This is a genomic window from Vibrio sp. HENC-03, from assembly GCF_000305755.2.
GTDB lineage: Bacteria > Pseudomonadota > Gammaproteobacteria > Enterobacterales > Vibrionaceae > Vibrio > Vibrio owensii.
This window is the reverse complement of the sequence record NZ_JH976049.1, coordinates 13,164-35,757: the sequence shown is the minus strand read 5'-3', so window position 1 is coordinate 35,757 and position 22,594 is coordinate 13,164. Positions and strand designations below refer to the sequence as shown.

The window sequence follows — 22,594 nt, the reverse complement described above, 5'->3', positions numbered from 1 at the left end:
GAGCTAGTGAGTTTTCTAGCTCAGTTTTTATCGTTTTCAGCGGTTATCTCAGACGGTCAAACACAACATTCTGATCTAAGTGCTCGTGGTATTCGGTGTAGTCTAAGCCCGTATCGAAGATGTACTTCGTCACCAAGTTTCTCACACACTCCACCAATTGCTCTGCCTGCCACGGTTTTTCGAAGTAACGGTCGATACCCGCAGAGTTGATCGCATTGATGGTGTCCGTGTGCGTCGCCTGCCCGGTAAGCAGCACTTTGCGCGTACGGATGAATCGGCTGTCTTTGGAAATCTCTGTTAGCAGCTCAACACCGGTTTTACCCGGCATCACGTGGTCAGAAATGATCAGCGCAATCATCTCGCCTTCCGCATCCAACTCATCCATTAATTCAAGTACTTCATCGGCAGACTCGCAATCTTCAATGTTGAGCCACTGGCTTAACGACTGTAAGTCTTGCAGAACCGCGCTTAACACCTCTCGCTGGTCATCAACGCAAATTAAATTAAGCTTGTCCATGTTCGTCCTCTACCGGTAGTTTAATTCTAAATATGGTTTTTTCGCTGTCACTTTTCACTGCAATCGAACCGTTATAGCCCGCCACAATTCGCTTCACGATCGACAGCCCTAGCCCTAAGCCAAACGACAAGCCACCTTTCTTGGTCGTGAAGTTTGGTCGGAAAATCTTTCTGCGTGTCGCTTCATTAATCTCAGGACCGTTGTTTGCAATGGTTACCAAGATCTTGTTTTTGCTCACGCGTGTTTGTATCTCTATCGCTGGCGAGTCCGTTTCTCTCATTGCATCGCAAGCGTTCTTTAAAATGTTGACCCAAATCTGTACCAGCTCGGTTTGTGAGCCAACAAACAAAGGTAAATCAGCCGGACTAAAACGCACACTGACGCGTCTTAAATCGCTTTGTAGCAACGCAAGCGCTTGGTTTATCGAATCGTTGACTCTGAGCCCTTCTTCTTTGTCTATGTCTGTACGACCTAGCTGTTTCACTGATTTCACGATGCCAACGGTATGTTTTGAAGCAATGCGCAAGTCGTGCAAATCACGCCCCATCTGCCAGTAACGAATCGCTTCTTCTGGACGCTTTAACCAGTGCTCGTTAAGGTAATCTGTTGGGACAGCGCGGGCTAACTCACGGGCTAAATCTTTAGGCAGACCGTAATATTTCTCGAAATGTCGTCCTCGTATTCTTGCTTCACTTGAAGAGATTTTTTGCCCTTGCATCAATCCAAAATCAAAAAACTGGCTCGCCTCAGGATGCACCTCTTCAAGCAATCCCATGATCACCGATTCCAAGCGCTCTGACTTACTGCTCACCACACCAATGGCATTGTTAAGCTCATGCGCAATGCCTGCAGCAAGTTGGCCAAGTGTCGTCATTTGCTCTGCGGTATGCAGTTTTTGCAATGCCTTCTCTTTGCCCAACGCTTCTTGCATCGCTCGGCGTTGACGGCGAGAAAGCTCGTTAACCATCACTGGCATAAACTGCGCGGTTAAAGGGCCGTACTTACCCGCTTCTACCGCTGGCGTATTGCGCTCAATCCACGCTAATTCTACGTCCGTTTGTGCAATCACCGTTGAAGAGGCGGTCCACGTCCCAGAGAAGAAACTGTGCACGCCAATAAACGCGCCCTTCGATGCCGCAAACACCTGAGTCTGCTTTTTGCCATCCTCAGAGAAATAACCAGCAAGCTCGCCAGACAATACGTAATAGAGCCGCTCGTTGTAGCCGTCTTGCTCAATCAATACCGAGCCTGCCGACACCGTAATGCGACGCTCGATATGATTGAAGTAACGCTCTACCAGCGTATCTAGTTTGCTCTCGTACATGGCTTAACCGATGTGCCCTACGGTGTGAAGGATCCACACCATCAAGAAACTCAACAACACACCAACCACACCTAACAAGACACCAACGCGCGCCATTTGATTGCTTTGTACATGGCCTGTAGCGTGCGCCAACGCGTTTGGTGGCGTACTGATTGGCAGAGACATACCAAGCGATGCCGCAAAGGTCACCACAAGAATCAACGTCACTTCACCACCGAGTGGTGTTAGCGATGCCATTGAGGTGCCGAGCGCCGCCATAATTGGCATCAACAAGTTTGCTGTCGCGGTATGAGACATAAAGTTCGCCATCAGCAAACATAAGAACGCCGCACCGAACAGCACCACATAAGGCGAGAATTCATCAAATGGAATACTGTGAACCACCAGCTTTGCCAAACCTGTCTTGTCTAGTGCAAGACCCAACGCAATACCGCCAGATACCAACCAAAGCACATCCCAAGAAATCTTCTTAAGATCTTCTTTGTTGATGATGCCCGTCAGTGAAAATACCGCGACCGGAATCAACGCTACCGTGTAAGAGTTCATGCCGTGCGCCGAGCCCATCAACCAAAGCAGAATCGTGCCCGCAAACGTGATGTACACAATGATGGCTTTCGGTGTTTTCAAGAATTTACTCTTGATGTTGAGGTCAATTTTGGTCGTCTCAGCTTTGTAGAGAAAATCGATCAAGAACCATGCTAGTGCCATCATCACAATGACAAACGGCACGCCAAATACCATCCATTCACCGAAGGTAATAAGGTTGTCACCCACTAGGTATTTAAGCGCAATCGCGTTTGGTGGCGTACCAATTGGAGTACCAATACCACCGATATTTGCCGCGACAGGGATACACAAGGCAAATGCAATGCGTCCTGGATCTTTCGGGCCAAACACTGCGATGACCGGCGTCAAGATGGACAACATCATTGCCGTCGTTGCTGTGTTCGACATGAACATCGAGAAGATAGCCGTAATCAGCATTAAGCCTAGCATGACGTATTTTGGATTTTGTCCGAACGGCTTAAGCAGTACGCGCGCTAAGTTCACATCCAATCGATACTTGGTTGCCGCCATCGCAAGGAAAAATCCGCCTAAGAACAGCATGATGATTGGGCTGGCAAACGTCGCCATGATGTCACTGTATTGCAGCAACTCACCAAAATGAGGCTCTCCCTCATCAAGCCGAAAGAAAATGATGCCCTTGTTGGAAACGAGCAACAACTCAAGCACGATGATCACCACAGAGGTGGCGTAAATTGGGATCGGTTCAAATACCCAACAAAGTGCAGCGAGCAAAAATATCGCGATAACGCGCTGCTGAATGATGGTCATACCTTCGAATGGAAACGCTGACAGTGGCATCAGCAAAATGAGCAAAGGAATCACCGTTGGGATGATGTATTTGAGATAAGGGCGCATAGTACTACTTCTCTTCCTGAGATGGTTTGCCGTGAGATAACTGACGTAAGGAGCTGTTTTAACTGGCTTCCTTTCGCCACTCCGAAGAGAAATTATGCGCGCGCTTTTGAGGAGGAATTCTGGTGTTAGATCAATGAACTCTTATTCACCGCAGAAAACATGCGGTATCTGTGTTCAAGCTCACTAATTGAGCGAGGATTATTTATTGATCACACATCCTTTTTGTCTAAGTGCCTTTCCATTACATAGTTGGTTAACGTAGCACCGCGGACTTCGATTTGCTGCTCGTTCACAATAGTAAAACCCATGTGCTCATAGAAAGGACGAGCGGTAATACTCACTTCTGAATAGATCCGGTCCAGCCCTTTTGCTTCTGCTTGCTTGATTACATGAGTCATCAATGCACGTCCTACACCTTGCCCTTGGTATTCATGATGGCAGAAAAAGTGATCGACTAACCCACTTGGCTGAACATCGCTGTAGCCAACGATGACGCCATCTAGCTCAGCCACAAAAGGCTGGATAGCGGTCATTTTCTTTAGCCACAGTTGTGCATCAAATTCGTCCGGCGCCCAAGCTTTCACTTGTTGCTCGGTGTAATCTCTAAGATTAATGTTGCGGATCGTGTTGTAGAAAAGTGCCCACAGTATCGGGGCATCTTGCTCACGAAATTCACGGATAATCATCAAATGCCTCTCAATAAATCAATCTGCATGAGTTGCCCTCGCCCACTCGGCTCTCCCACTGGATACCAGCCATGTTTTCGATAAAAACGTTCACCAGCATCATTGCCTGGAATGTAGCGTAATCTGGCGTAGGCACAACCACCATCGACAAAACGCTTCAATAAGAAGTCTTGTAACTGCTTCCCTAGCCCTTGATTGCGGAATTCTGGCTTCAAGTAAAACAGGTTAATGTAACCAAATCGCAGCCCTTCATCGTCCAAAACCGGATGTCGGCACTCCAGTTGCCCGATGATTTGACCATCTTTAATGACATGGAAGAATCCCGCTTCGTTGTCATTGACGATCGATTGAAACCAAGAAGTGATTTCTTGAATATCAAACCCATCCTGATGGCCAAAACTGACCTCATAAGCGTCTTTTCGAAACGCGATACACAAATCCAAATGACGTGATAAATCTACAGGAATAAATTCCATCTAAGCCAATCCTTTTTATTCTTCGTCTTTTTGCTATATAGACATTAGTTATTTTATATAACCATAAATTCAAGAATTTTATAATTCAACTGTCGGTCATTTGAAAACATGCTTTTATAGGAGAAGTTATTATGCATGCATCATCTGTTTCCCAAAAACCGACACAATTTGGTTACTACCTTGGCGTATTTGGCGTTGCCCTTGTTCTTATCTGGCTGGGTATTTATAAATTCACCCCAACTGAAGCCAAATTAATTGAACCTTTGGTGGTTAATCACCCTGCCATGTCTTGGCTATATGGCATCATTTCCGTTCAAGCCGTATCTAATATCATTGGCTTAACCGAAATCATCGTCGCACTCGGCCTTTTGGTTGGATTGAAAAAACCAACGGTTGCTTACTACTCTGGTATTGCTGCAAGCGTTATCTTTCTCGCGACACTGAGCTTCCTAGTTACGACACCAAATACTTGGAAAGTTTCCGACGGTGTCTTGATTGCGAACTTTTTCCTTGTGAAAGACATTCTGTTCCTAGCGATTTCAATCAGCGTGGTTGAGCGAAACAAACCAAGTTTGACGCCAGCTATCGCCTAGTTTTAGGAAAAATATCTAGAGATAGAAAAAAGAAAGCGCCATGACGATATGGCGCTTTTTGTTTAGAAGGGCTTTAAAGATTTAAGAACGGAGTAAAACACTAGAATTTGGCTCGATTCAACTCTAGCCAGTTTGAGATAATCTGAGCCACTTTTTCTGGCGCTTCCATCGAAGAGAGGTGCCCGCAATCTGGTATTACGTACAACGCAACATCATTAATATGGCGCGCCATTTCAAAGTGATTATCGATCGGACAAAGCAGATCTTGTTTACCCGTTATTACCAAAGTCGGCACCTGAATATCCGCCAATAAAGGTCGAGCATCTGGGCGAGTTGCTAAGGCTTGGGCATGCGCTTCAAACGCTTCCAAACCCACATTGATCGCCATGCCTTCTATACGCTCAGTTAACGCTTTGTCTTGTAAACGGCTTGGATGAATCAGCACGGTCATTAGAGTATCAGGCGTAATGCGTTCAAACTCGCCACTTAACGCTCGACTAACCAGCGCGTCACGCTTTTGTGTCACCTCTGGCTTTTCATCCGCCGCGTTAGTGTCCATTAGCACCAAACCTTTGACTCTATCTGGCGCTTGGCGGTACACCTCAAAAGCAAGAATCCCACCCATCGATAAGCCACCGAGCACAAACTCTTGCGGTGCATCTTGCAACACTTTCTGCGCCAACTCTTCCATTGAAGGCATTGACGCCAGTGTCGGGCATTGCGGAGCGACCCAACTTGGCATCATTTGATTGATGTCCTCAAACAATGTGCCATCACAAAGTAGTCCGGGCAGCCAAACGAGTGAGGTGGATTGCGTCATCTTATGCTCCTGCCAACGGCTTTGGTTGATCAGAGCCAAGAATGCAATACGTCAAACTATTACCACGCAAGTTCGTCAGCGAGTAAGACGCACCTTCTGGAACATTCAGCACATCACCGCGCGTTAAAACAACATTCGCTTGTTCGCCTTGATGCGTGAGAACCACTTCAGTATCACCATCAAAATTGATCAGCACTTGTTTTTCTTCTCGAGAGTGTTGAGGAATCGAGCCTCCTTCAGAAAGCTCATAAGCCATAATGCTCACTTCATCTTCACTCTTAACTTGGAAATCATAGCCCGATAAAGGGTGACCAGTTACCGCATATTGCTTGACGTTGCTAGCGCTGAAGTCGCCTTTGATTGCATGATAATCTTTTTGCAGAGCGACGAACGGCATCATCTCTTCTGCGGTGTAAGTATCGAACTTGGCTAGCTCCTCTTTGGTAAGAAGTGGCATCAGCTCAGACTCATTTGGCACGGCATCGCCATCAATGGTGTCCACCAACGTGCCATCCGCTTTCAAGTACAAGCCGTGGCCTTGGCTGTCTTTGATAACGTTTGGGTGCCAAATAACACCGCCACCTGAATCGTCTCCGCCAAGTACCGAGAACATAAACCCGTAATCGCGGCCAACCACCTCAAAACCACGGAAGAGATTGGTTGGAATCGAGATGACATCACCATGAGACAGCACCGCCTCGTGTTCACCATCATTCCCCCAATAAAAACGGAATTGGCCTTTGAAAACCAAGAAAAGCTCAGCGGTACGATGAGAGTGCAACGAGTTTTTGATGCCCGGCGGTTGGCCTGCTGCACCAATGTTAAAGCCCGCAGTATCGCGAATATGAACGTGTTGACGGCTGCTCTCTGCCACCCCTGCACCAATAATGCAGAAGTTATCTTTCAGATCACTGCCAGGTGTACGCGCGTCGATAAACGCACTGGTACCCGGAATCAGCTCCATATAGCGGACCAGATTGTCATTCATTTTTGTTTGTAGAGTCATAGGGAATCCTTGTTGTCCTTGTTTGAACCTAGCCTTGAATTGTTAGTTACAAACCGAGCGTTAGTTACAGTCCTAGAGGTCGACCGCCATCAACCGCGATGGTATTGCCTGTCGAGAAGGTCAGAACCTCTGCCGCGGCGTACACGGCTTGAGCAACCTCTTCATCATTGGCTAAACGCTTGAGCGGCGTGGATTGTTCTTGTTGGTTTCGCCAAGCATCGTCCAAGCCTTTGACAAACTCGGTGTCGACAAGCCCAGGCGCTACAGCCAAAACGCGAATCTCGGGAGACAAAGCGCGAGCTAAAGAACGAGTCATGTTTTCTGCGGCAGATTTACTCGCGCAATAAGCAATGTTACTGCCCATCGCAGTCTGTGCCGCGATAGAAGTAATGTTCACCACACAACCATTGGCTTGCTTGAGCAAAGGCTCAAACGCACGAACCATGGCAAAAGGCGCACGGACGTTCACTTGGAAAATTTGATCAAATAGTTGGTCATCCAAACTTTGCAGATCGGCATGCGCGACGAACTTCGTCATCCCCGCACAATTGACCAACAAATCTAGCTTGTCGCTCATTTCACTGACTTGATGTTTAAGCTGCTCGATCTCACCCGAATCTGCCACGTTCAGTTTGCATGCCAAATGTTCGTTACGTGGTAACGAAGAAAGCACGTCGTCGGCTGCTTTCTGATTACTGTTGTAAGTCAGAATTACACGATATCCAGATTCAGCTAGCTTGCGACAAATGGCGGCACCAAGTCCGCCACTGCCGCCTGTTACTAAGGCAAGTTTCGACATATTACGCCTCTTCCACTTTGCCTTTATAACGGCGTACACGAATATCCGCTTGTTCTTTGTGACCTGCAAAGCCTTCTAGTGCACACAAGCGAGAGCAGTATTCACCGACTTTTAAAGACGCAGCTTCCGTTACACGCTGATAAGTACAAGTCTTGATGAACTTACCTACCCAAAGACCACCGGTGTATCGCGCCGCTTTCTTCGTTGGCAGTGTATGGTTGGTACCAATACATTTATCGCCGTAAGAAACGTTGGTTTCACGACCTAGGAATAAGGCACCGTAGTTGGTCATGTTATCTAGGAAATATTTAGGATCTTCCGTCATCACTTGAACGTGTTCAGAAGCGATATCGTCTGCCACTTCCACCATTTCTTCGTAACTATCACATACGATCACTTGTCCGTAATCTGCCCACGCTTTACCCGCAACTTCCGCCGTTGGAAGAATAGTTAACTGACGTTCAATCTCTTTGATGGTCTCTTGTGCAAATGTCTCGCTGTTGGTCAACAAGACAGCGGGAGAGTTGTAACCGTGCTCGGCCTGACCAAGCAAGTCCGCCGCTGCCAATTCTGGGTCACAGCCTTTCTCATCAGCAATGACTAAGGTTTCCGTTGGGCCTGCAAACAAATCGATACCAACGCGACCAAACAACTGACGTTTCGCCTCTGCCACAAATGCGTTACCCGGCCCTACAATCATATCGACTGGTGCAATAGTCTCCGTACCCAATGCCATTGAACCTACCGCCTGAACACCACCGAAGCAGTAGATTTCATCCGCACCCGCCATTGCCATCGCAGCGACAATCGCGACATTTGGCTGACCATTAAACGGAGGCGCACAAGCAATAACACGTTTTACGCCGGCTACTTTCGCCGTCAGTACACTCATGTGAGCAGATGCAACCAATGGGTACTTACCGCCAGGGATGTAACAACCGACGCTGTTCACTGGAATATTCTTATGCCCCAGTACCACACCAGGCATGGTTTCTACTTCGACGTCTTTCATTGAGTCACGTTGAATTTGAGCAAAGTTTCGAACTTGTTGTTGAGCGAACTCGATATCGTGTCGAGTCGATTCATCAAGCGCATCCACACAGGCTTGGATTTGCTCTTCTGATAGGCGGAATTGCTCCGGCGACCAGTTATCAAACTTTTCAGACAACTCACGTACAGCGCTATCACCCTTCGATTCAATATCACCAAGAATGTTTTCGACAATCTGACGCACTTTTGCGTCGTTTGATGCTGATGCTTCTTCAGTGATTCCGTTTTTTAAAATGCGTGCCATTGGGTTTCTCCTTGAACATTGAGGCTGACGAACGGTTATTTTTATGCTTTTGGATACGAATGCAAAATCAGATTAAACACTTAATTAACATTTGACAAGTTAAGTCAACAAACAACAAAAACCACCTTTAAGCCATTGTATTAACTAATTTAAACAGGCAAAAGAAAGTGATTTCGACTTTGGCGAAGTTTACTTTTTAATCAAAAATGAGTTTTAGATCACATCATTTTCACTCATCATTTACATTTCACCATGTTAGTTTTTGCATACCTTTGCAAAGGAGAAAATCATGAGCAATTTTAAGCAACGTCTGAATCAAGAAACGCTATTAGGTACATTTGTTAAAACCCCTCACCCTCACATTATCGAAGTATTGGCACTGGCAGAGTTGCCTTTTGTGGCACTGGATGCAGAGCACGCACCTTTCGATCGTTCCTCGCTTGATCTGTGCATCATGGCGGCCAGAGCGAATGACCTCGCGTGCGTGGTACGAGTACAAGACAGCGCCCCTTCAACCATTTTGAACGCGCTTGACTGTGGCGCGGCGGGTGTACAAATTCCCCATGTTTGTACTGCTGAGCAAGCGACGCAATTGGCGAAAATCTGCCATTACGGAGAAGGTGGCCGAGGGTATGCTGGTTCCAGTCGAGCAGCGAAATACGCCACTAAACCCATGGTTGAACACTTGAAAGACAGCTGTGCGAATACGATTGTCATTGCCCAAATTGAAGATCCTCAAGGGGTCGAAAATGTTGAAGCGATTGCCAATGTTGAAGGTATTGATGCACTCTTTATTGGCCAAGTCGATCTCACTGTCGCTTATGGGGCAGATAGCGTTCATGACGAAAAAGTCGCGCAAACAAGTATGCGAGTAATCGAAGCGGCCAAAGCAGCCAATAAACCTGTTGGCATGTTTGTCGCCACAGCTCAACAAGCTCGGGAATGGCGTGAACTCGGCGTTAGCTTCTTTTGCGTTGGGTCTGAACACAAAATGATCATTGATGGCTTTAAACAAGAGAGAAATGTGATGAATTCTTGAGTTTTCTCTGATATTTACGCCTTATCAATGTAATGCTCTAGACACATAAATCCCCTAGCCCATACACTCATCACGTATGGAAAGGTCCAATGACCTTATATAAGGAGTATCACCATTAAAGCGAAAGTAACTTCGATAGACGTCGCGAAGATGCTCGGCGTCTCTCAATCGACGGTATCTCGGGCATTTAGCCCAACCGCGAGTATTAGCGAGAAGAAACGCAAAATGGTGATGGATGCCGCAGCTAAGCTCGGATACACACCGAACGCAATCGCACGAAGCCTGATTTCGAATCGCTCGGGTCTGGTGGCGATTGCGCTAGATAGCGAATCAAACCCAATGTACGACATGCAATCTCGTGCTTTGGCAGTCGAAATTCAAAAGCGTGGCGGACAAGTCGTGCTTTGTCCTATCGACAAGGACGACCTCGATCTCGCCATTTCTCGTGCTATTGAGTATCAAGTAGACGGGCTCGTTATCGCCACCAGCCGTTTGACCTCACGCGCGTTTGCCCAATGTGAAAAATTTGGCGTTCACTTAAGCCTGATCAACCGTTATGCCGAAGGCATTAATGCCAACAGCTCTGGTATTGATAACCGATTAGCGGGCCAACAAGCAGCCGAGTATTTAACACAGAAAGGCGCAAAACAATGCGCTTACATCAGTGGTGATGCAGGTTCAATGACCAGTGAAGAGCGCTGGCTTGGCTTCTCTTCAAAGCTGCAAGAGCTCAGCGCTCCATCCCCGACCTTTATTCAAGCTAAATACAGTTTTGAAGCTGGCCTAGAAGCGGCGAAAGAAATCTTGTCGCATACCAGTAAACCCGACGCGATTTTCTGTGCAAACGACATCCTCGCCATGGGTGTGATGGATGGTTTACGCCAAGCCGGAGCAAAGGTCCCTCAAGACTTCTCCGTGATGGGCGTGGATAACATTCCGATGTCTGCTTGGCCTAGTTATGATCTGACGACCATCGCTCAACCCGTCGACAAAATTGTTCAGCGCGCAGTTGAAGATCTGATGAACCGCATCAATGGCAATCAGGACGCAACGGGTGAGTATCTTCTCGAACAAGGCACCTTGATCGAACGCAGCAGCACCCTTTAATAAATTCATATTTATTCATTCCTAATAAACAAAATGCCCAGCTTTCGAGCGGGGCATTTTTCTGTGAGCGCGATTAAATTTTAGCCAATCATTATTCAATTCTGCTTCAATTTTCTGACCTTGTTATTGACTTGTTACTTGAATGTTTTATTTTGGATTCGTATGCAAAATGGATATGAATTGCTCAATTAATTTATAAAAACATAACAAGTAGTGTGTCTTGCCGACGAATGCCTATGGCAGGTCATACCATAAACAAGGAAGAACGATGAAGAAAGCAATCATAACTTCGCTTACCGCACTGGTATTCGCACTTAGCAGCATGAATACGTTTGCAAGCAATGTTATTCGTCTTGCTCACGACAGCCAAGAAACGTCTCCGGTACACAAAGCAATGCTCTATTTCGAACAAGAAGTGGAAGCACGCTCAAACGGTGAGATAGAGGTCGAAATCTACCCGGCGAGACAACTGGGCGATGTGCGTGAGACCACGGAACTTGTGCAGCAAGGCAACTTACAGATGACGTTTGGAGCGTCTGTTTTACTCTCTCCCTATGTCCCAGAATTTAACGTGCTCGACGTGTTCTACCTTTTTGATAGCGAAGAGCAAGCACACAAAGCGCTCGACAGCGAGAAGATCGGACAACCATTGTTGAATGCAATGGAATCAAAGGGCTTTCACGGCTTGGGCTTCATGGAGGTCGGCTTTCGTAGCGTGACTAATAACAAACAACCGATAGACAGCGTTGAAGATTTGAAAGGGCTGAAGATTCGTTCTGCGTCGAACCCAACCCAGATCAGTGCTTGGAAATCCGTGGGTACCGCACCAACGCCTCTCTCTTGGGGTGAAATATTTACCTCGCTCCAACAAGGTCTGATTAACGCTCAAGAAAGCGGCATCTATTCGATTTATGCCGAACGCTTTTATGAAGCGCAGAAGTACCTCTCTTTGACTAACCACATTTACACCAACTACGTGCTGTTCATGAACAAATCGTTTTGGGATTCACTGCCTGCAGAACAACAGGCGCTGATCAGTGAAGTAAGCAAAGAAACCATCGCTAAGCAGCGCGAGCTCGCCGCTAAGCAAAATCAAGAAGTGATCAAAGATCTCGAAGCGAAAGGCATGACGGTTAACATCGTCCCAGATGACGTGCGCAGCATCATGAAAGAAAAAATGAATGCAGCCGTGTACCAAGATCTGCGTAGCAAGACAGGTGAAGACTTGTTTGACAACGTGATTGCCGAGATAGAACGCCTATAACTCCCACTCTTTTGCACGATCTGGAAACAGGTCGTGCTTTCCGTTTTGGAGGTGAATATGAAGTGGTTTCGCTTACTAGACAAATACCTAGAACCTACCCTTATCGTTATCGCGATCTCGACGATGACAACTTTACTGTGCTTGCAAATCGCACTACGCCTATTTGACGCAACGATCGCGTGGGCTGAAGAGTTGGCTCGTTATTTATTCGTATGGGCGATGTACCTGAGCATCAGCTACTGTATCCGAGATGATCGACACATCCGCATTCGTGTGTTCATCGACAAACTCCCGGGCAATTGGACACAATTCAGCTTAATTGTCTCTGATCTTATCTACCTTGCCTTTAGTGCCACTGTCGCTTGGTTTGGATTTAAGGTTATCAACCGCAGCCTGCAACTCGGTCAGATTGCTCCCGCAATGGAAATACCTATTGCTTGCCTGTATGCGTCCGTTTTGGTTTGCGCAATCTTAAGCTGCGTGCGCTTGGTAACCAGCATTTATCAACGCACTCGCGCTCTTTCGAATACCAGCGAACGGATACGCTTTTCACGCCAACGCTATCGCCATCTTAAAGCCAAGTATCGTACTTCTAACCGACTATTGGAGCTTAACGCATGACATCTGCACTTTTATTTGGCAGCTTTGGCCTGCTTCTGCTCATTGGCGTTCCTGTCGGCATTGCTCTGGCGGCAGCCAGTATGGTAGCGATATTAAGCCTGCCATTCCTTAACATCGAGTTTTTAGTACAAGGCTTGGTGACAGGGCTCGACTCCTTCCCTCTCCTCGCCGTCGTTCTTTTTACCTTGGCAGGCAACCTCATGAGCCAAGGAGGGATCTCAAAACGATTATTGCATGTGGCGGAGGTCTTCTTTGGCCACTTTACTGGTGGGCTTGGCATCGTCGCCATCGTGGCGTGCATGTTCTTCGCTTCCATCTCTGGTACAGGGTCTGCCACCGTTGCCGCTATCGGCCTGACGATGATTCCCTCTATGGTGAAGAAAGGCTACGACCGCAGCTTTGCCGGTGCCTTGATCGCCTCTTCCGGCGGGATTGGCGTCATTATTCCACCCTCTGTGGTGATGATCGTCTACGCGATCACAGCTGAAGTCTCGGTCACCAAGATGTTCATGGCGGGCATCATTCCTGGCTTGGTCGTCGGTATGGTATTGATCGGCTACTGTCTAATTGTCTCCAAAATGCGGGGCTACACAGGTAACGAGCGCAAAGCGACTTGGGCAGAGCGTCTTGATGCGCTAAAAGAAGCCAGTTGGGCAATGCTACTACCCGTTATCATTCTCGGTGGCATCTATTCCGGCATTTTCACGCCTACCGAATCAGCCGCCATTGGTGTGCTCTATGGCTTGTTCTTTGGCATGTTTGTTTATAAAGAACTCAAACCAGCGCAAGTGGTGAAAATCATTCTAGAATCGTCACTGTTAGTTGGCGCTGTGCTCGTCATTGTGGGGGCGTCCGTGACGTTTGGCCGTATATTGACGCTAGAACGTCTACCAACCGAGATCGCTCAGTTCATTCTATCGATTACCGAAAATAAACTGCTGATACTGCTTTGCATCAATGTTCTGTTGTTGCTTGTCGGTACCTTCATGGAAACGCTGGCGGCCATTGTTATTCTCACACCAATTCTGCTACCCATTATGTCAGCACTCGGCATGGACCCCGTTCATTTTGGTATCGTAATGATCGTGAACTTGGCCATTGGCTTTGTTACGCCTCCTCTGGGTGCCAACCTGTTTATGGCAAGTCAGGTAGGCAAAGTACCAATAGAATCGCTCTCTAAAGCCATTATGGGCTGGATTGGAGCAATGATAGTGGCCTTGATGTTGATTACCTTCATCCCTGCCATCTCTCTATCGCTGCCTGCGCTTTTATCCTGACCCCAAACCTCATAGGCCCGTAATAATTTCTCCAGCCACTAGGTATGTACCTTTCTAGTGGCTCTTTTTGTTTTTACAGGCGCTAGTGGCCGCTTTATAGCACTTAGCATTCGTATGCAATTCACTCTCACTCTTGTCTCATTTTGGCAAGACTTGCACCAAAACAGAGAAAAATAACGAAGGTTCCCATAGAGCGATAACAAAAAGCATCTTAAGTACTGATTGCTCTAACCATTTCTTTAAAGTAAACACAACCATTCAAGTTAAATTATTAAAAACAGAGTATTAGAAAGAAATTCATACAAAAAATGCATCTTAATCTTGCCTATAAATTCACTCAACAAAGGTCAGACTTTTCTTACAACACCACATTTATTGTGTTTATTTTTCGATCAATTGTTAAAAATCTGATCATCAGCACGCTATTTACACACCACACAAACAATCCATTGACAAGTTTGCAACATGAGTTAATTTTGGATACGTAATCAATTTTAATCCAATACATAACTATTCAACTCAGGAGGTGATTTATGGCCATGGTTGGCTTCGATGAAAAGTGGCGTGACTTTCCCGACTACATTCTTGGTATCACAAAAGAGATTTGGGAAGATCGAGGTTTGAACACCTTGGAACACTACTACTCTCCTGACATTGTTGTTCGCACTCCACTCTCTATCGTCCAAGGAAACGAAGGGGTCATCAGTGCTACGATGGCGACGCTTGCAGAATTTCCGGATCGAACTCTCTATGGCGAAGATATCATTTGGTCTGGTACGCCGGAGCAAGGCATGCTTTCTTCTCATCGAATCATCTCTACCGCAACGCACAGCGGAAACGGCTTCTATGGACAAGCTTCGAACCGCAAGCTTCGTTTCCGCATTATCGCGGACTGCCACGCTATTAATAACCAAATCAATGACGAATGGTTGGTTCGCGATCAAGCCGATATCGCGAAGCAATTAGGCATGACATCAGAAGAATTTGCACGCCAGCAAATCGAATTCGAGGGTGGCGTGGAATCGAGCCCATTTCCATTCACACCTAAAGCCGATATTCCAGGTCCCTATTTGGGCGTAGGCAATGACAATGAATACGGCCAACGCTACGAAGCGATTCTAAGAAGTCTTATGAACGCCGAGTTCTCTACCGTACCAAAAGAATACGATCGCGCTTGTATCGGCGAATACACTGGCGGTCAAACTGCCCTATCACACTCGGAAGTCGACCATTTTTGGATGGCACTTCGCGCGTCCTTTCCTAATGCTCAATTTTCCGTTCACCATCGTATCGGCCGAGATGACGACATGATGTCACCACGCGCTGCAATCAGATGGTCTTTGCACGGTAAGCATGAAGGGTATGGGATGTTTGGTAAGCCTTCGGGGAAAGAGGTTTACATCATGGGGATCAGCCACGCTGAGTTTGGCCCTTGGGGTCTTCGTCGCGAATTCACTTTGTTTGACGAGACCGCAATCTGGAAGCAAATCCTGCTACAGCAAGGCTAACGGCTGATTAAACACTATTCATTCAAATCACAGACAGTAAGGAAGCAATATGTCACTCAACATCATCGAACAGTTCTACCAGAACTACTTCAACGCCGCAGATAAAGAGCAAAAACAGGCTGCTCTGCAAGCTTTGAACCCTGACGTAAAATGGTGCGTGGCGCACCCTGTGAACGATCTCAATGGCCCAGATGCAACCCACGAATCTTTCCTCTCACCACTTGTTAATGCTTTACCTGATGCCGAGCGCCGACCAATGATTGTGATGCACGGCGAATACGAAGGCCGCACTTGGTACAACTCTACTGGTTACTTTATCGGTACGTTTGAACAGCCACTGTTTGGCATCCCTGCAACAGGGAAAACACTCTACTTACGTTACACCGAAATGGTGTGTGTGGAGAACGACCAAATCACCGAATCATACATGATTCCAGACTTCATCGATGCGATGAATCAAGCTGGCAGCAACCCTCTTAGAAAGAGCCTAGGCCACGATGGCTTAGTCCCTTCTCCTGCGACGTCAAACGGTATCCAACATTCTGTTGTGTCTCTGAAAGAAAGTGAGAAGAGCGCACAATTAGTCGAAGATATGTTGTCTTGCTTGGGTCGTTTTGATGGTCAAGATCTCTTCTCGATGGATTTAGAAAACTACTGGCACAGTGACTTTATGTGGTACGGCCCAGCAGGTATTGGCACTACGCGCGGCATCAAAGGTTTCCGTAACCACCACCAAGCACCATTCGTGTTCGCCTTCCCTGATCGAAGTGTCGATATTGAGGTCAATTTTTTGGCCAAAAATGACTACGTATCCACTGGAGGCTGGCCGCATATGCACGGTACTCATACTGGTCACAGTGGCTGGCTCGGTCTTGCTCCGACAGGAAAACACATCGAACTTCGCGTTATGGATATTTGGCGACGCGAAGGCGATTTACTGAAGGAAAACTGGGTGGCGATCGACATCGTTCATATCCTACTGCAACTTGGTTATGACGTATTTGCACAAATGAAAGAACAGTTAGAAGGACCTAATTATGCATGAGTTTGGCGTACTTAACTGGAGCATCCTTGGCGGATACATCGCCCTAACGTTAGTACTGGGCGCGGTAATTGGTAAGCGAGTGACTTCTGCGAGCCAATTCGCCTTGGGTGACAAAAATATCCCTTGGTGGGCTATCGGTATTTCAGTCGTTTGTACTTACGTCAGTGCCATGTCGTTTCTTGGTGGGCCGGCTTGGTCATACAAAGAAGGTCTGTCGGTTATCGCGATTCACCTCAATTACCCTCTCGTGATCTTCTTCATCGTGGCTGTATTTATGCCGTTTTTCTACAATAACGGTTTAACCTCTATCTACGAGTATCAAGAGCGACGCTTCGGCAAGGCTTCACGACTGACATTGTCGTTTATCTTCCTTATCAAACAAGCATTGAGCTCAGCAGCCGTACTCTATGCGACAGCAATGATTTTAGAGTTCATTACTGGTATCGACGTGATGTACTGCATCATGATCGTCACTGCAATTGCTCTTATCTACACCGTAATGGGCGGTATCGCGGCCGTCATTTGGACTGATGTGATTCAAGCAGTGATCTTGTTTATTGGCGCATTCATCATCATTGAAGCCGTATGGAATGGCATGCCTGCCCCAATGACGGAGGTCATGGCAGAACTCAAAGCGAAAGGAATGACAGATGCCCTACAGACAAGTTTTGACCTAAGCCAAGTAACGACTGTATGGGCTGGCGTTATCGCAATGACGATGTTCCACACCACCGTGTATGGCGGTAACCAAATGATGGTACAACGCTGTATGGCTGCTAAAAACATGGGCGATGCGAAAAAGGCAATGTTGATGATGGGCTACGTGGCCTTCTTTATTTACTTTGTTTTTATCTTGCTGGGCGTACTGTTCAACGCTTATTACGACGGTAAAGAGTTTGAAAATGGCAACACCATCATTCTTCATTATGCGAGTGAATATGGAATGCCAGGCTTGATGGGCATCATTGCTGCAGCCATTCTTGCGGCAAGTATGTCGAGTCTTGATTCCGCCTTTAACTCAATGGCGACGGTGTCAGTGGCTGACTTCTACAAGCGCTTCTACAAACAAAACGAATCGGAAGAGCACTACTTGAAAGTATCGCGCTTCTTCACGGTTGCGTGGGCGATTTTGGTCATCATCCCAGCGATAATGTTTGCCACCAGCACAGGCTCTGTGTTGGAAGTGCTGAGTAAGGCAGGCTCTTACTTTGTCGGTGCGAGCTTCTGTATGTTTGTCCTTGGTTTCTATTCAAAACACATTACGGAAAAAGGCTTATTAATTGGTGTTGCCGCTAGCTTCTTGGTGATTTGGTATGTGGCCGTTGCGACCGATATTGCGTGGCCTTGGTACTGCGTGATTGGCGTGATTGTGAATGCCGTTGTCGCTTATGTCGCCAGCCTTCTTCTGACGGGTAAACAAGATGAAATGCACCTTTACACACTGAAAGGCCAGCAAGCGGAGTACGCTCGTCTGAATAAACCAATCAAGCAAGATGGATGGTACGTTGTTCCTGGTAAAATCGATGCTCCGTGTTACGGCTTACTTGTTATGTTTGTGTTCTCACTCGTAATGCTTTGGGGAATCAACGCCTTTACTGACGACGCGCCTATGTTAATTAACTTTATGCGTGGTTGTTCTATCTTCGTCGCAATGGGTGTTGCTGGTTACGCCGTCTACTCTTTGAAGAAAACGAAGAAAGAGAAAGTCGAAAGTATCAAAGGTATCGACCCTTCTTAACGCATGGTTGTCCCTGTAAAGCCCCGTACTATTTACGGGGCTTTCTTTATTTCCGAAACTGTTTATTGAAACGTTAAGCTTCTATCAGCCCTTGCTTTTTTAGCTCCGCGGTTATGGCATTACGGGTTCTACCATGTTCTTCTGCGAGCGAGGTTATTGCTGTATTTTGCACAGTCGTGTAAGCGCATCTAAGCCGGGTTTATCTCTTTGAAATGTCATCATTGTCATTTCGGATTGTGATTTGAGCATTCTCATCGCTATATATGGCTTTGCTTGGATTACCATCGACAAAATGCAGGGCGGCATAATCACTGAGGCCGTAGCAGGTCACATCAAGATGGCTATGAGCAAAGCGCTCAAACAGGTCGTGCTTTTCGTCGTTCTCAACAAAGTGAGCAGATGCTAATCCTTTCAAAAGGCTGATCCCTTTGATGATGGAGTAAGCCTCTGGATCGCTATCGGTAATCCCATAATCGAACCAACAAATAGCGCCAGCACTCATCCCGCAAAGTATGATGCCGCGGTTGTAACACTCTTTGAGAATGTCATCGATGCCCCATTCTTTCCAGAGAGCCAACATAGAACGGGTATTGCCACCGCCAACGTAAATCACATCTTGCTCGAACAACTTGGTTCGCCATCCTTTCTCTAACTTGAACAGAGGAAAGTGCGTGAGGTGTTCGCTCAACTTAGCATTGTGGAAACGGGTGATGACCACTTCCGCATCGCCAGTTGCAGTTGAGAGATAACAGATTTTGGGGTTCTTTTTTCCCGTCAAAGACAAGATGTATTGGTCGAGTTGGCTTGGGACCTCTCCCATCATCCAACCACCTCCGCCAAGAACGACGCAATGTTTCTCCATACGAATGCTCTTTTAATCCTTTAAAAACATGCTTTCTGATGAACAGAATGGAGAGTTAACGCACGAACTCAAAACCCTTTACACTCCATGTTCAGAAACGGAAATACGAGCGTTTTAAAACACCCCATTTGTATTCCGTACCTTACCACCAGCAAACAGGTTATACAGTCGCATGTCCATGCTGATTCCTTGAACTGCATCCCAATGTTCTACTAATTCACCATCTTCCACTTTCCATGTATCGATGATGTTCATCCCTTTTGAATCATCACCACGATGCGCTGCCTTAAGCGTGGCATGAGAATGCACAATGACGTGTGTTTCATCGACAAAAACGTGCTTCACATCGTAACTAAACTCTGGTGCATTTTTCACCAAATCACTCATGGTTTTGATAACGCCCTCGATACCATCTGCCATATTGCGATTGTGCTGTTTATAGTTTTTACCTTTGAAGCGATCTCGGATGGCGTCAAAATTATGATCGTTCATTATCTGTTGTACAAACGTCAACGCCGCCTCTGCATTCGCTTTGTCTTCCTGACTCCAATGAGCCTTGATAAAGGATTCAAACTCAATTTTTGAATTAGTCATAAGTTACTCCAATGTCGGTTCTCGCTGACCACTTCCTCGTGGCTTTAATTTAGCTTGCATTTTGCAAGTTAAATAATTTGCTTGCAAAATGCAAGTGAATTATCATGACCACAGTTTTAAAAGATTAAATCGAGGAATATCATGTCTAGACGCTCCGACTGCCCTATTTCCAATGTTCTGGACATCGTTGGTGATAAATGGAGCCTGCTTGTGCTGAGAGATCTGATGTTTTTTGGTAAGCACTCTTTCTCCGAGCTACAAGGCTCAGAAGAAAAAGTTGCCACAAACATTTTGTCGAGTCGCTTGGAAAATCTTGAAAAAGAAGGATTAGTTCAGAAACAGGTAGACCCTTCTGACAAGCGTAAAAAGGTCTATTCTCTGACACAAAAAGGCAAGGATATGCTGCCTATTCTTCTAGAAATGATGATTTGGAGTAGTAAGTACGCTCCAGAAACGAACGCACCAAAAGACTTTCTCGACAGAGCGATAAATGACCGAGAGCGCCTGATTAACGATGTGTTTAAGCGCCTGGATGGTTAGTACTTTCACAAATAGAAAAAGGAGCGATTGACCGCTCCTTTATTCTCACTGTACGAAATTCTCAAAATCAAACTTGAGCATTATTCATCTATTTTTGTTAAGGCATCCGTCAATAACAAAAGACAATCACTGAACCATTTAGACTGCAAGAAAGTAAGCTTTTTAGAGTTGAATTACGACCATTCGCCTCGCAAAATTAGTGCTCTTTTTCATAGCATTGACGTGTATAGAATCCGCAAAACAGCCAACACAGAGATTTCTTTATGCCACTGATTTTATTAACATTTAAGCTCCTTCCATATCGAAGTTACTTCGCTTAGCGAATTTATATCAGACCATTTTTCTGTGATTGGTGCTTCTTAATTTCTGATTGTAATCGAATACAATACATATGCACCCCGTGCAATAAAAAAGGAATTATATGAAAACGCTTATTTACGACACGCTTGTCAACCTTGCTAACCAAGAACCTGAACACCACGCAAAGATTCGCCAAAACCTCTATGAGCAATTGGATTTGCCATTTGATAAACAGCTTGCTCTTTACGCATGCGCACTTGGCCCTGCGAGTTCTGGTAAGTTGGAGAGCCGACAAGGTATCGACAATGCGGTAGACAGCGCAGTGAGACTGTTAACGACTCCTGAACGTTAATTAGCTTTACACTCTTAACGGCCCAACTCCCCTGACGGGCCGTTTTTCTCCCTATAAATTAATATGTTCGGCTGGAGATAACATACTTCAATCAGTCTATGCACTTGTTAGTTTTAATGCGGTTTTGAATGCTGCCATCTTCACCACGCAGTCTATACGTTGATTGGTCAATTGCTAAAATTCGATCTTCCGTTTTTATGTTATCACCCCCAATTGAAATCAGGTATCCATCTTTAACAAACCAAGTTCCCGTTAAAACTTCTTCTACTTTTTGGCATGATTTATCTTCATACCAACGAGCGACTAAGCTGCCGTCATGGTGATAAGTGAGGCTAACACCTTGCTTCATGAGAGTCTGATCTGTCTCACTTAATGTCCAAGTTCCAACAAATAAATCCCTAACTAAAGGGGCATTGTTAGGAGCAGATGACTTACTCGTTCTTTTCCGTGAAATCTTTACAACATCGGAGGTAACCAAATTTAAGATACCATCGTACATGGGCTCTGAGATTGTTGTCGTGCTGCGCTTTTTCTCACTCACGATAAGTCGCTCTTTTAAACTGTATATAAGCTCACCTTCGATATCTAAGAGCACTTCAACCGCTAAGTCATTCCCATCATAAGTAAGAACACCGTGTGCTTGTTCAGAAAAATACGCAAAACCACCTTCGATACGAGTTAGCGTGTGATGCCCTTTTAAGGTCATAACAACACTAGTGTTGGCATTTAAGGAAAAATCGAGTGTATCCTCAAAGGGGATCGGCTGGTCATTAAAAAACGTCTTGTTGTAAATTGTAGCTTTCTGATATGCACTCTCGAATATTTTCTTCATGGCTAGCTCTAAGTCTTTGTCCTCTTGCGGGCTATATACAACCACATTGGACATTCTATTTGACTCTGATATATCCCCTTCTAACCACAAGCCGCCAATTGCAACAGACTTTAGTGGTGCTTCTTCTATATATTCACCATTTTGTTTCCGGTAGTTTGTAAACTCAGTAATTGTTGATTCGAAACGCAGCCCCTCTGTTGCCTCTTTAGAAGTAACAAACGTGATCTCTTCCGATTTTTGTCGTGTATCTGTTACAAATGGAAGTCGGTTTTGAAGATTACTTGGAAGTGTATCTAAATCGCCATCAAAATTGACATATAACTGGCTATCTTTCAGCTCGGCCGTTGTGATGGATGTATTTGATATGTAGGGACCGAACACATACAACTCTGCATTAGAATAAAATGCTGAAAAACACAAAAATAACAACACAATTACTTTCATTATCATTCCAAACATATTGTTATAGTTTAATTAATGGTAACTATTGGGAATTTCCTTGTGAGAAAATTAATCTTTAATGTTAGTCATGATTACATTAAATCATTTATTACATCGCACGAAAAATACATTCAATA

The 22,594-nt window shown here is 45.8% G+C and carries 23 protein-coding genes; 11 read left to right on the top strand and 12 right to left on the bottom strand.

Annotated features, from left to right (window positions below):
• Positions 1 to 43: 43 nt before the first annotated feature.
• The 5 genes from VCHENC03_RS24140 to VCHENC03_RS24160 all read right to left on the bottom strand — a co-directional run bounded on the left by VCHENC03_RS24140 (position 44) and on the right by VCHENC03_RS24160 (position 4,425).
• On the bottom strand, positions 44 to 517 hold the full coding sequence (locus VCHENC03_RS24140) for a response regulator (RefSeq protein WP_009704239.1): 474 nt from the start codon (positions 515 to 517) through the stop codon (positions 44 to 46).
• Complete coding sequence (locus VCHENC03_RS24145) at positions 504 to 1,841, bottom strand: ATP-binding protein (RefSeq protein ID WP_009704238.1); 1,338 nt, start codon at positions 1,839 to 1,841, stop codon at positions 504 to 506. The genes VCHENC03_RS24140 and VCHENC03_RS24145 overlap by 14 nt, the downstream gene beginning before the upstream one ends.
• 3 nt (positions 1,842 to 1,844) lie before the next feature.
• Complete coding sequence (locus tag VCHENC03_RS24150; RefSeq protein ID WP_009704237.1) at positions 1,845 to 3,263, bottom strand: SLC13 family permease; 1,419 nt, start codon at positions 3,261 to 3,263, stop codon at positions 1,845 to 1,847.
• 209 nt (positions 3,264 to 3,472) lie between these two features.
• A complete protein-coding gene (locus VCHENC03_RS24155; RefSeq protein ID WP_198158271.1) occupies positions 3,473 to 3,952 on the bottom strand; it encodes a GNAT family N-acetyltransferase in 480 nt (159 codons plus the stop codon).
• Positions 3,949 to 4,425, bottom strand: coding sequence for a GNAT family N-acetyltransferase (locus VCHENC03_RS24160; protein WP_009704235.1), 477 nt, complete (start codon positions 4,423 to 4,425; stop codon positions 3,949 to 3,951). The genes VCHENC03_RS24155 and VCHENC03_RS24160 overlap by 4 nt, the downstream gene beginning before the upstream one ends.
• A 131-nt stretch (positions 4,426 to 4,556) precedes the next feature.
• On the opposite strand from VCHENC03_RS24160, the gene VCHENC03_RS24165 reads away from it, so the two are divergent.
• Positions 4,557 to 5,018 carry a DUF417 family protein gene (locus tag VCHENC03_RS24165; RefSeq protein WP_009704234.1) on the top strand — a complete coding sequence of 154 codons (462 nt, stop codon included), beginning with the start codon at positions 4,557 to 4,559 and terminating at the stop codon, positions 5,016 to 5,018.
• Between the two features lie 100 nt (positions 5,019 to 5,118).
• Here the strand turns inward: VCHENC03_RS24165 and VCHENC03_RS24170 are convergent, their stop codons facing one another.
• The 4 genes from VCHENC03_RS24170 to hisD form a co-directional block, all read right to left on the bottom strand.
• A complete protein-coding gene (locus VCHENC03_RS24170) occupies positions 5,119 to 5,838 on the bottom strand; it encodes an alpha/beta fold hydrolase (RefSeq protein ID WP_009704233.1) in 720 nt (239 codons plus the stop codon).
• A gap of 1 nt (position 5,839) precedes the next feature.
• The gene (locus tag VCHENC03_RS24175) at positions 5,840 to 6,844 is read right to left on the bottom strand and encodes a cupin (RefSeq protein WP_032801962.1); all 1,005 of its coding nucleotides are present in this window, start codon (positions 6,842 to 6,844) and stop codon (positions 5,840 to 5,842) included.
• Between the two features lie 64 nt (positions 6,845 to 6,908).
• A complete protein-coding gene (locus VCHENC03_RS24180; protein ID WP_009704231.1) occupies positions 6,909 to 7,643 on the bottom strand; it encodes an SDR family NAD(P)-dependent oxidoreductase in 735 nt (244 codons plus the stop codon).
• A 1-nt stretch (position 7,644) separates the two neighbouring features.
• Positions 7,645 to 8,937, bottom strand: coding sequence for a histidinol dehydrogenase (hisD, locus tag VCHENC03_RS24185; protein ID WP_009704230.1), 1,293 nt, complete (start codon positions 8,935 to 8,937; stop codon positions 7,645 to 7,647).
• Positions 8,938 to 9,226: 289 nt separating this feature from the next.
• On the opposite strand from hisD, the gene VCHENC03_RS24190 reads away from it, so the two are divergent.
• The 8 genes from VCHENC03_RS24190 to VCHENC03_RS24225 all read left to right on the top strand — a co-directional run bounded on the left by VCHENC03_RS24190 (position 9,227) and on the right by VCHENC03_RS24225 (position 18,536).
• A complete protein-coding gene (locus tag VCHENC03_RS24190) occupies positions 9,227 to 9,976 on the top strand; it encodes an HpcH/HpaI aldolase family protein (protein ID WP_009704229.1) in 750 nt (249 codons plus the stop codon).
• Positions 9,977 to 10,126: 150 nt separating this feature from the next.
• On the top strand, positions 10,127 to 11,083 hold the full coding sequence (locus VCHENC03_RS24195; RefSeq protein WP_032801961.1) for a LacI family DNA-binding transcriptional regulator: 957 nt from the start codon (positions 10,127 to 10,129) through the stop codon (positions 11,081 to 11,083).
• Positions 11,084 to 11,351: 268 nt separating this feature from the next.
• A complete protein-coding gene (locus tag VCHENC03_RS24200) occupies positions 11,352 to 12,347 on the top strand; it encodes a TRAP transporter substrate-binding protein (protein WP_009704227.1) in 996 nt (331 codons plus the stop codon).
• A 57-nt stretch (positions 12,348 to 12,404) separates the two neighbouring features.
• Positions 12,405 to 12,968: a TRAP transporter small permease gene (locus tag VCHENC03_RS24205; RefSeq protein ID WP_009704226.1), complete on the top strand. Its 564-nt coding sequence runs from the start codon at positions 12,405 to 12,407 to the stop codon at positions 12,966 to 12,968.
• A complete protein-coding gene (locus tag VCHENC03_RS24210) occupies positions 12,965 to 14,245 on the top strand; it encodes a TRAP transporter large permease (RefSeq protein WP_009704225.1) in 1,281 nt (426 codons plus the stop codon). Before VCHENC03_RS24205 ends, VCHENC03_RS24210 begins: the two co-directional genes overlap by 4 nt.
• 533 nt (positions 14,246 to 14,778) lie before the next feature.
• Positions 14,779 to 15,753 carry a nuclear transport factor 2 family protein gene (locus tag VCHENC03_RS24215; protein ID WP_032801960.1) on the top strand — a complete coding sequence of 325 codons (975 nt, stop codon included), beginning with the start codon at positions 14,779 to 14,781 and terminating at the stop codon, positions 15,751 to 15,753.
• 49 nt (positions 15,754 to 15,802) lie between these two features.
• Positions 15,803 to 16,798 carry a nuclear transport factor 2 family protein gene (locus tag VCHENC03_RS24220; protein ID WP_009704222.1) on the top strand — a complete coding sequence of 332 codons (996 nt, stop codon included), beginning with the start codon at positions 15,803 to 15,805 and terminating at the stop codon, positions 16,796 to 16,798.
• Positions 16,791 to 18,536: a sodium:solute symporter family transporter gene (locus VCHENC03_RS24225; RefSeq protein WP_009704221.1), complete on the top strand. Its 1,746-nt coding sequence runs from the start codon at positions 16,791 to 16,793 to the stop codon at positions 18,534 to 18,536. Before VCHENC03_RS24220 ends, VCHENC03_RS24225 begins: the two co-directional genes overlap by 8 nt.
• Positions 18,537 to 18,735: 199 nt before the next feature.
• On the opposite strand, the gene VCHENC03_RS24230 is transcribed toward VCHENC03_RS24225, so the two are convergent.
• Positions 18,736 to 19,398 carry a peptidase E gene (locus VCHENC03_RS24230; protein WP_032801959.1) on the bottom strand — a complete coding sequence of 221 codons (663 nt, stop codon included), beginning with the start codon at positions 19,396 to 19,398 and terminating at the stop codon, positions 18,736 to 18,738.
• Between the two features lie 114 nt (positions 19,399 to 19,512).
• Complete coding sequence (locus tag VCHENC03_RS24235) at positions 19,513 to 19,992, bottom strand: nuclear transport factor 2 family protein (protein ID WP_009704219.1); 480 nt, start codon at positions 19,990 to 19,992, stop codon at positions 19,513 to 19,515.
• A gap of 141 nt (positions 19,993 to 20,133) precedes the next feature.
• Here VCHENC03_RS24235 and VCHENC03_RS24240 point away from each other — a divergent pair, with 141 nt between their 5' ends.
• Positions 20,134 to 20,532: a winged helix-turn-helix transcriptional regulator gene (locus VCHENC03_RS24240; protein ID WP_080641587.1), complete on the top strand. Its 399-nt coding sequence runs from the start codon at positions 20,134 to 20,136 to the stop codon at positions 20,530 to 20,532.
• Between the two features lie 421 nt (positions 20,533 to 20,953).
• Complete coding sequence (locus tag VCHENC03_RS24245; RefSeq protein ID WP_005442035.1) at positions 20,954 to 21,184, top strand: PAS factor family protein; 231 nt, start codon at positions 20,954 to 20,956, stop codon at positions 21,182 to 21,184.
• 91 nt (positions 21,185 to 21,275) lie between these two features.
• Here the strand turns inward: VCHENC03_RS24245 and VCHENC03_RS24250 are convergent, their stop codons facing one another.
• Positions 21,276 to 22,460 carry a hypothetical protein gene (locus VCHENC03_RS24250; RefSeq protein ID WP_009704217.1) on the bottom strand — a complete coding sequence of 395 codons (1,185 nt, stop codon included), beginning with the start codon at positions 22,458 to 22,460 and terminating at the stop codon, positions 21,276 to 21,278.
• Positions 22,461 to 22,594: the final 134 nt, after the last annotated feature.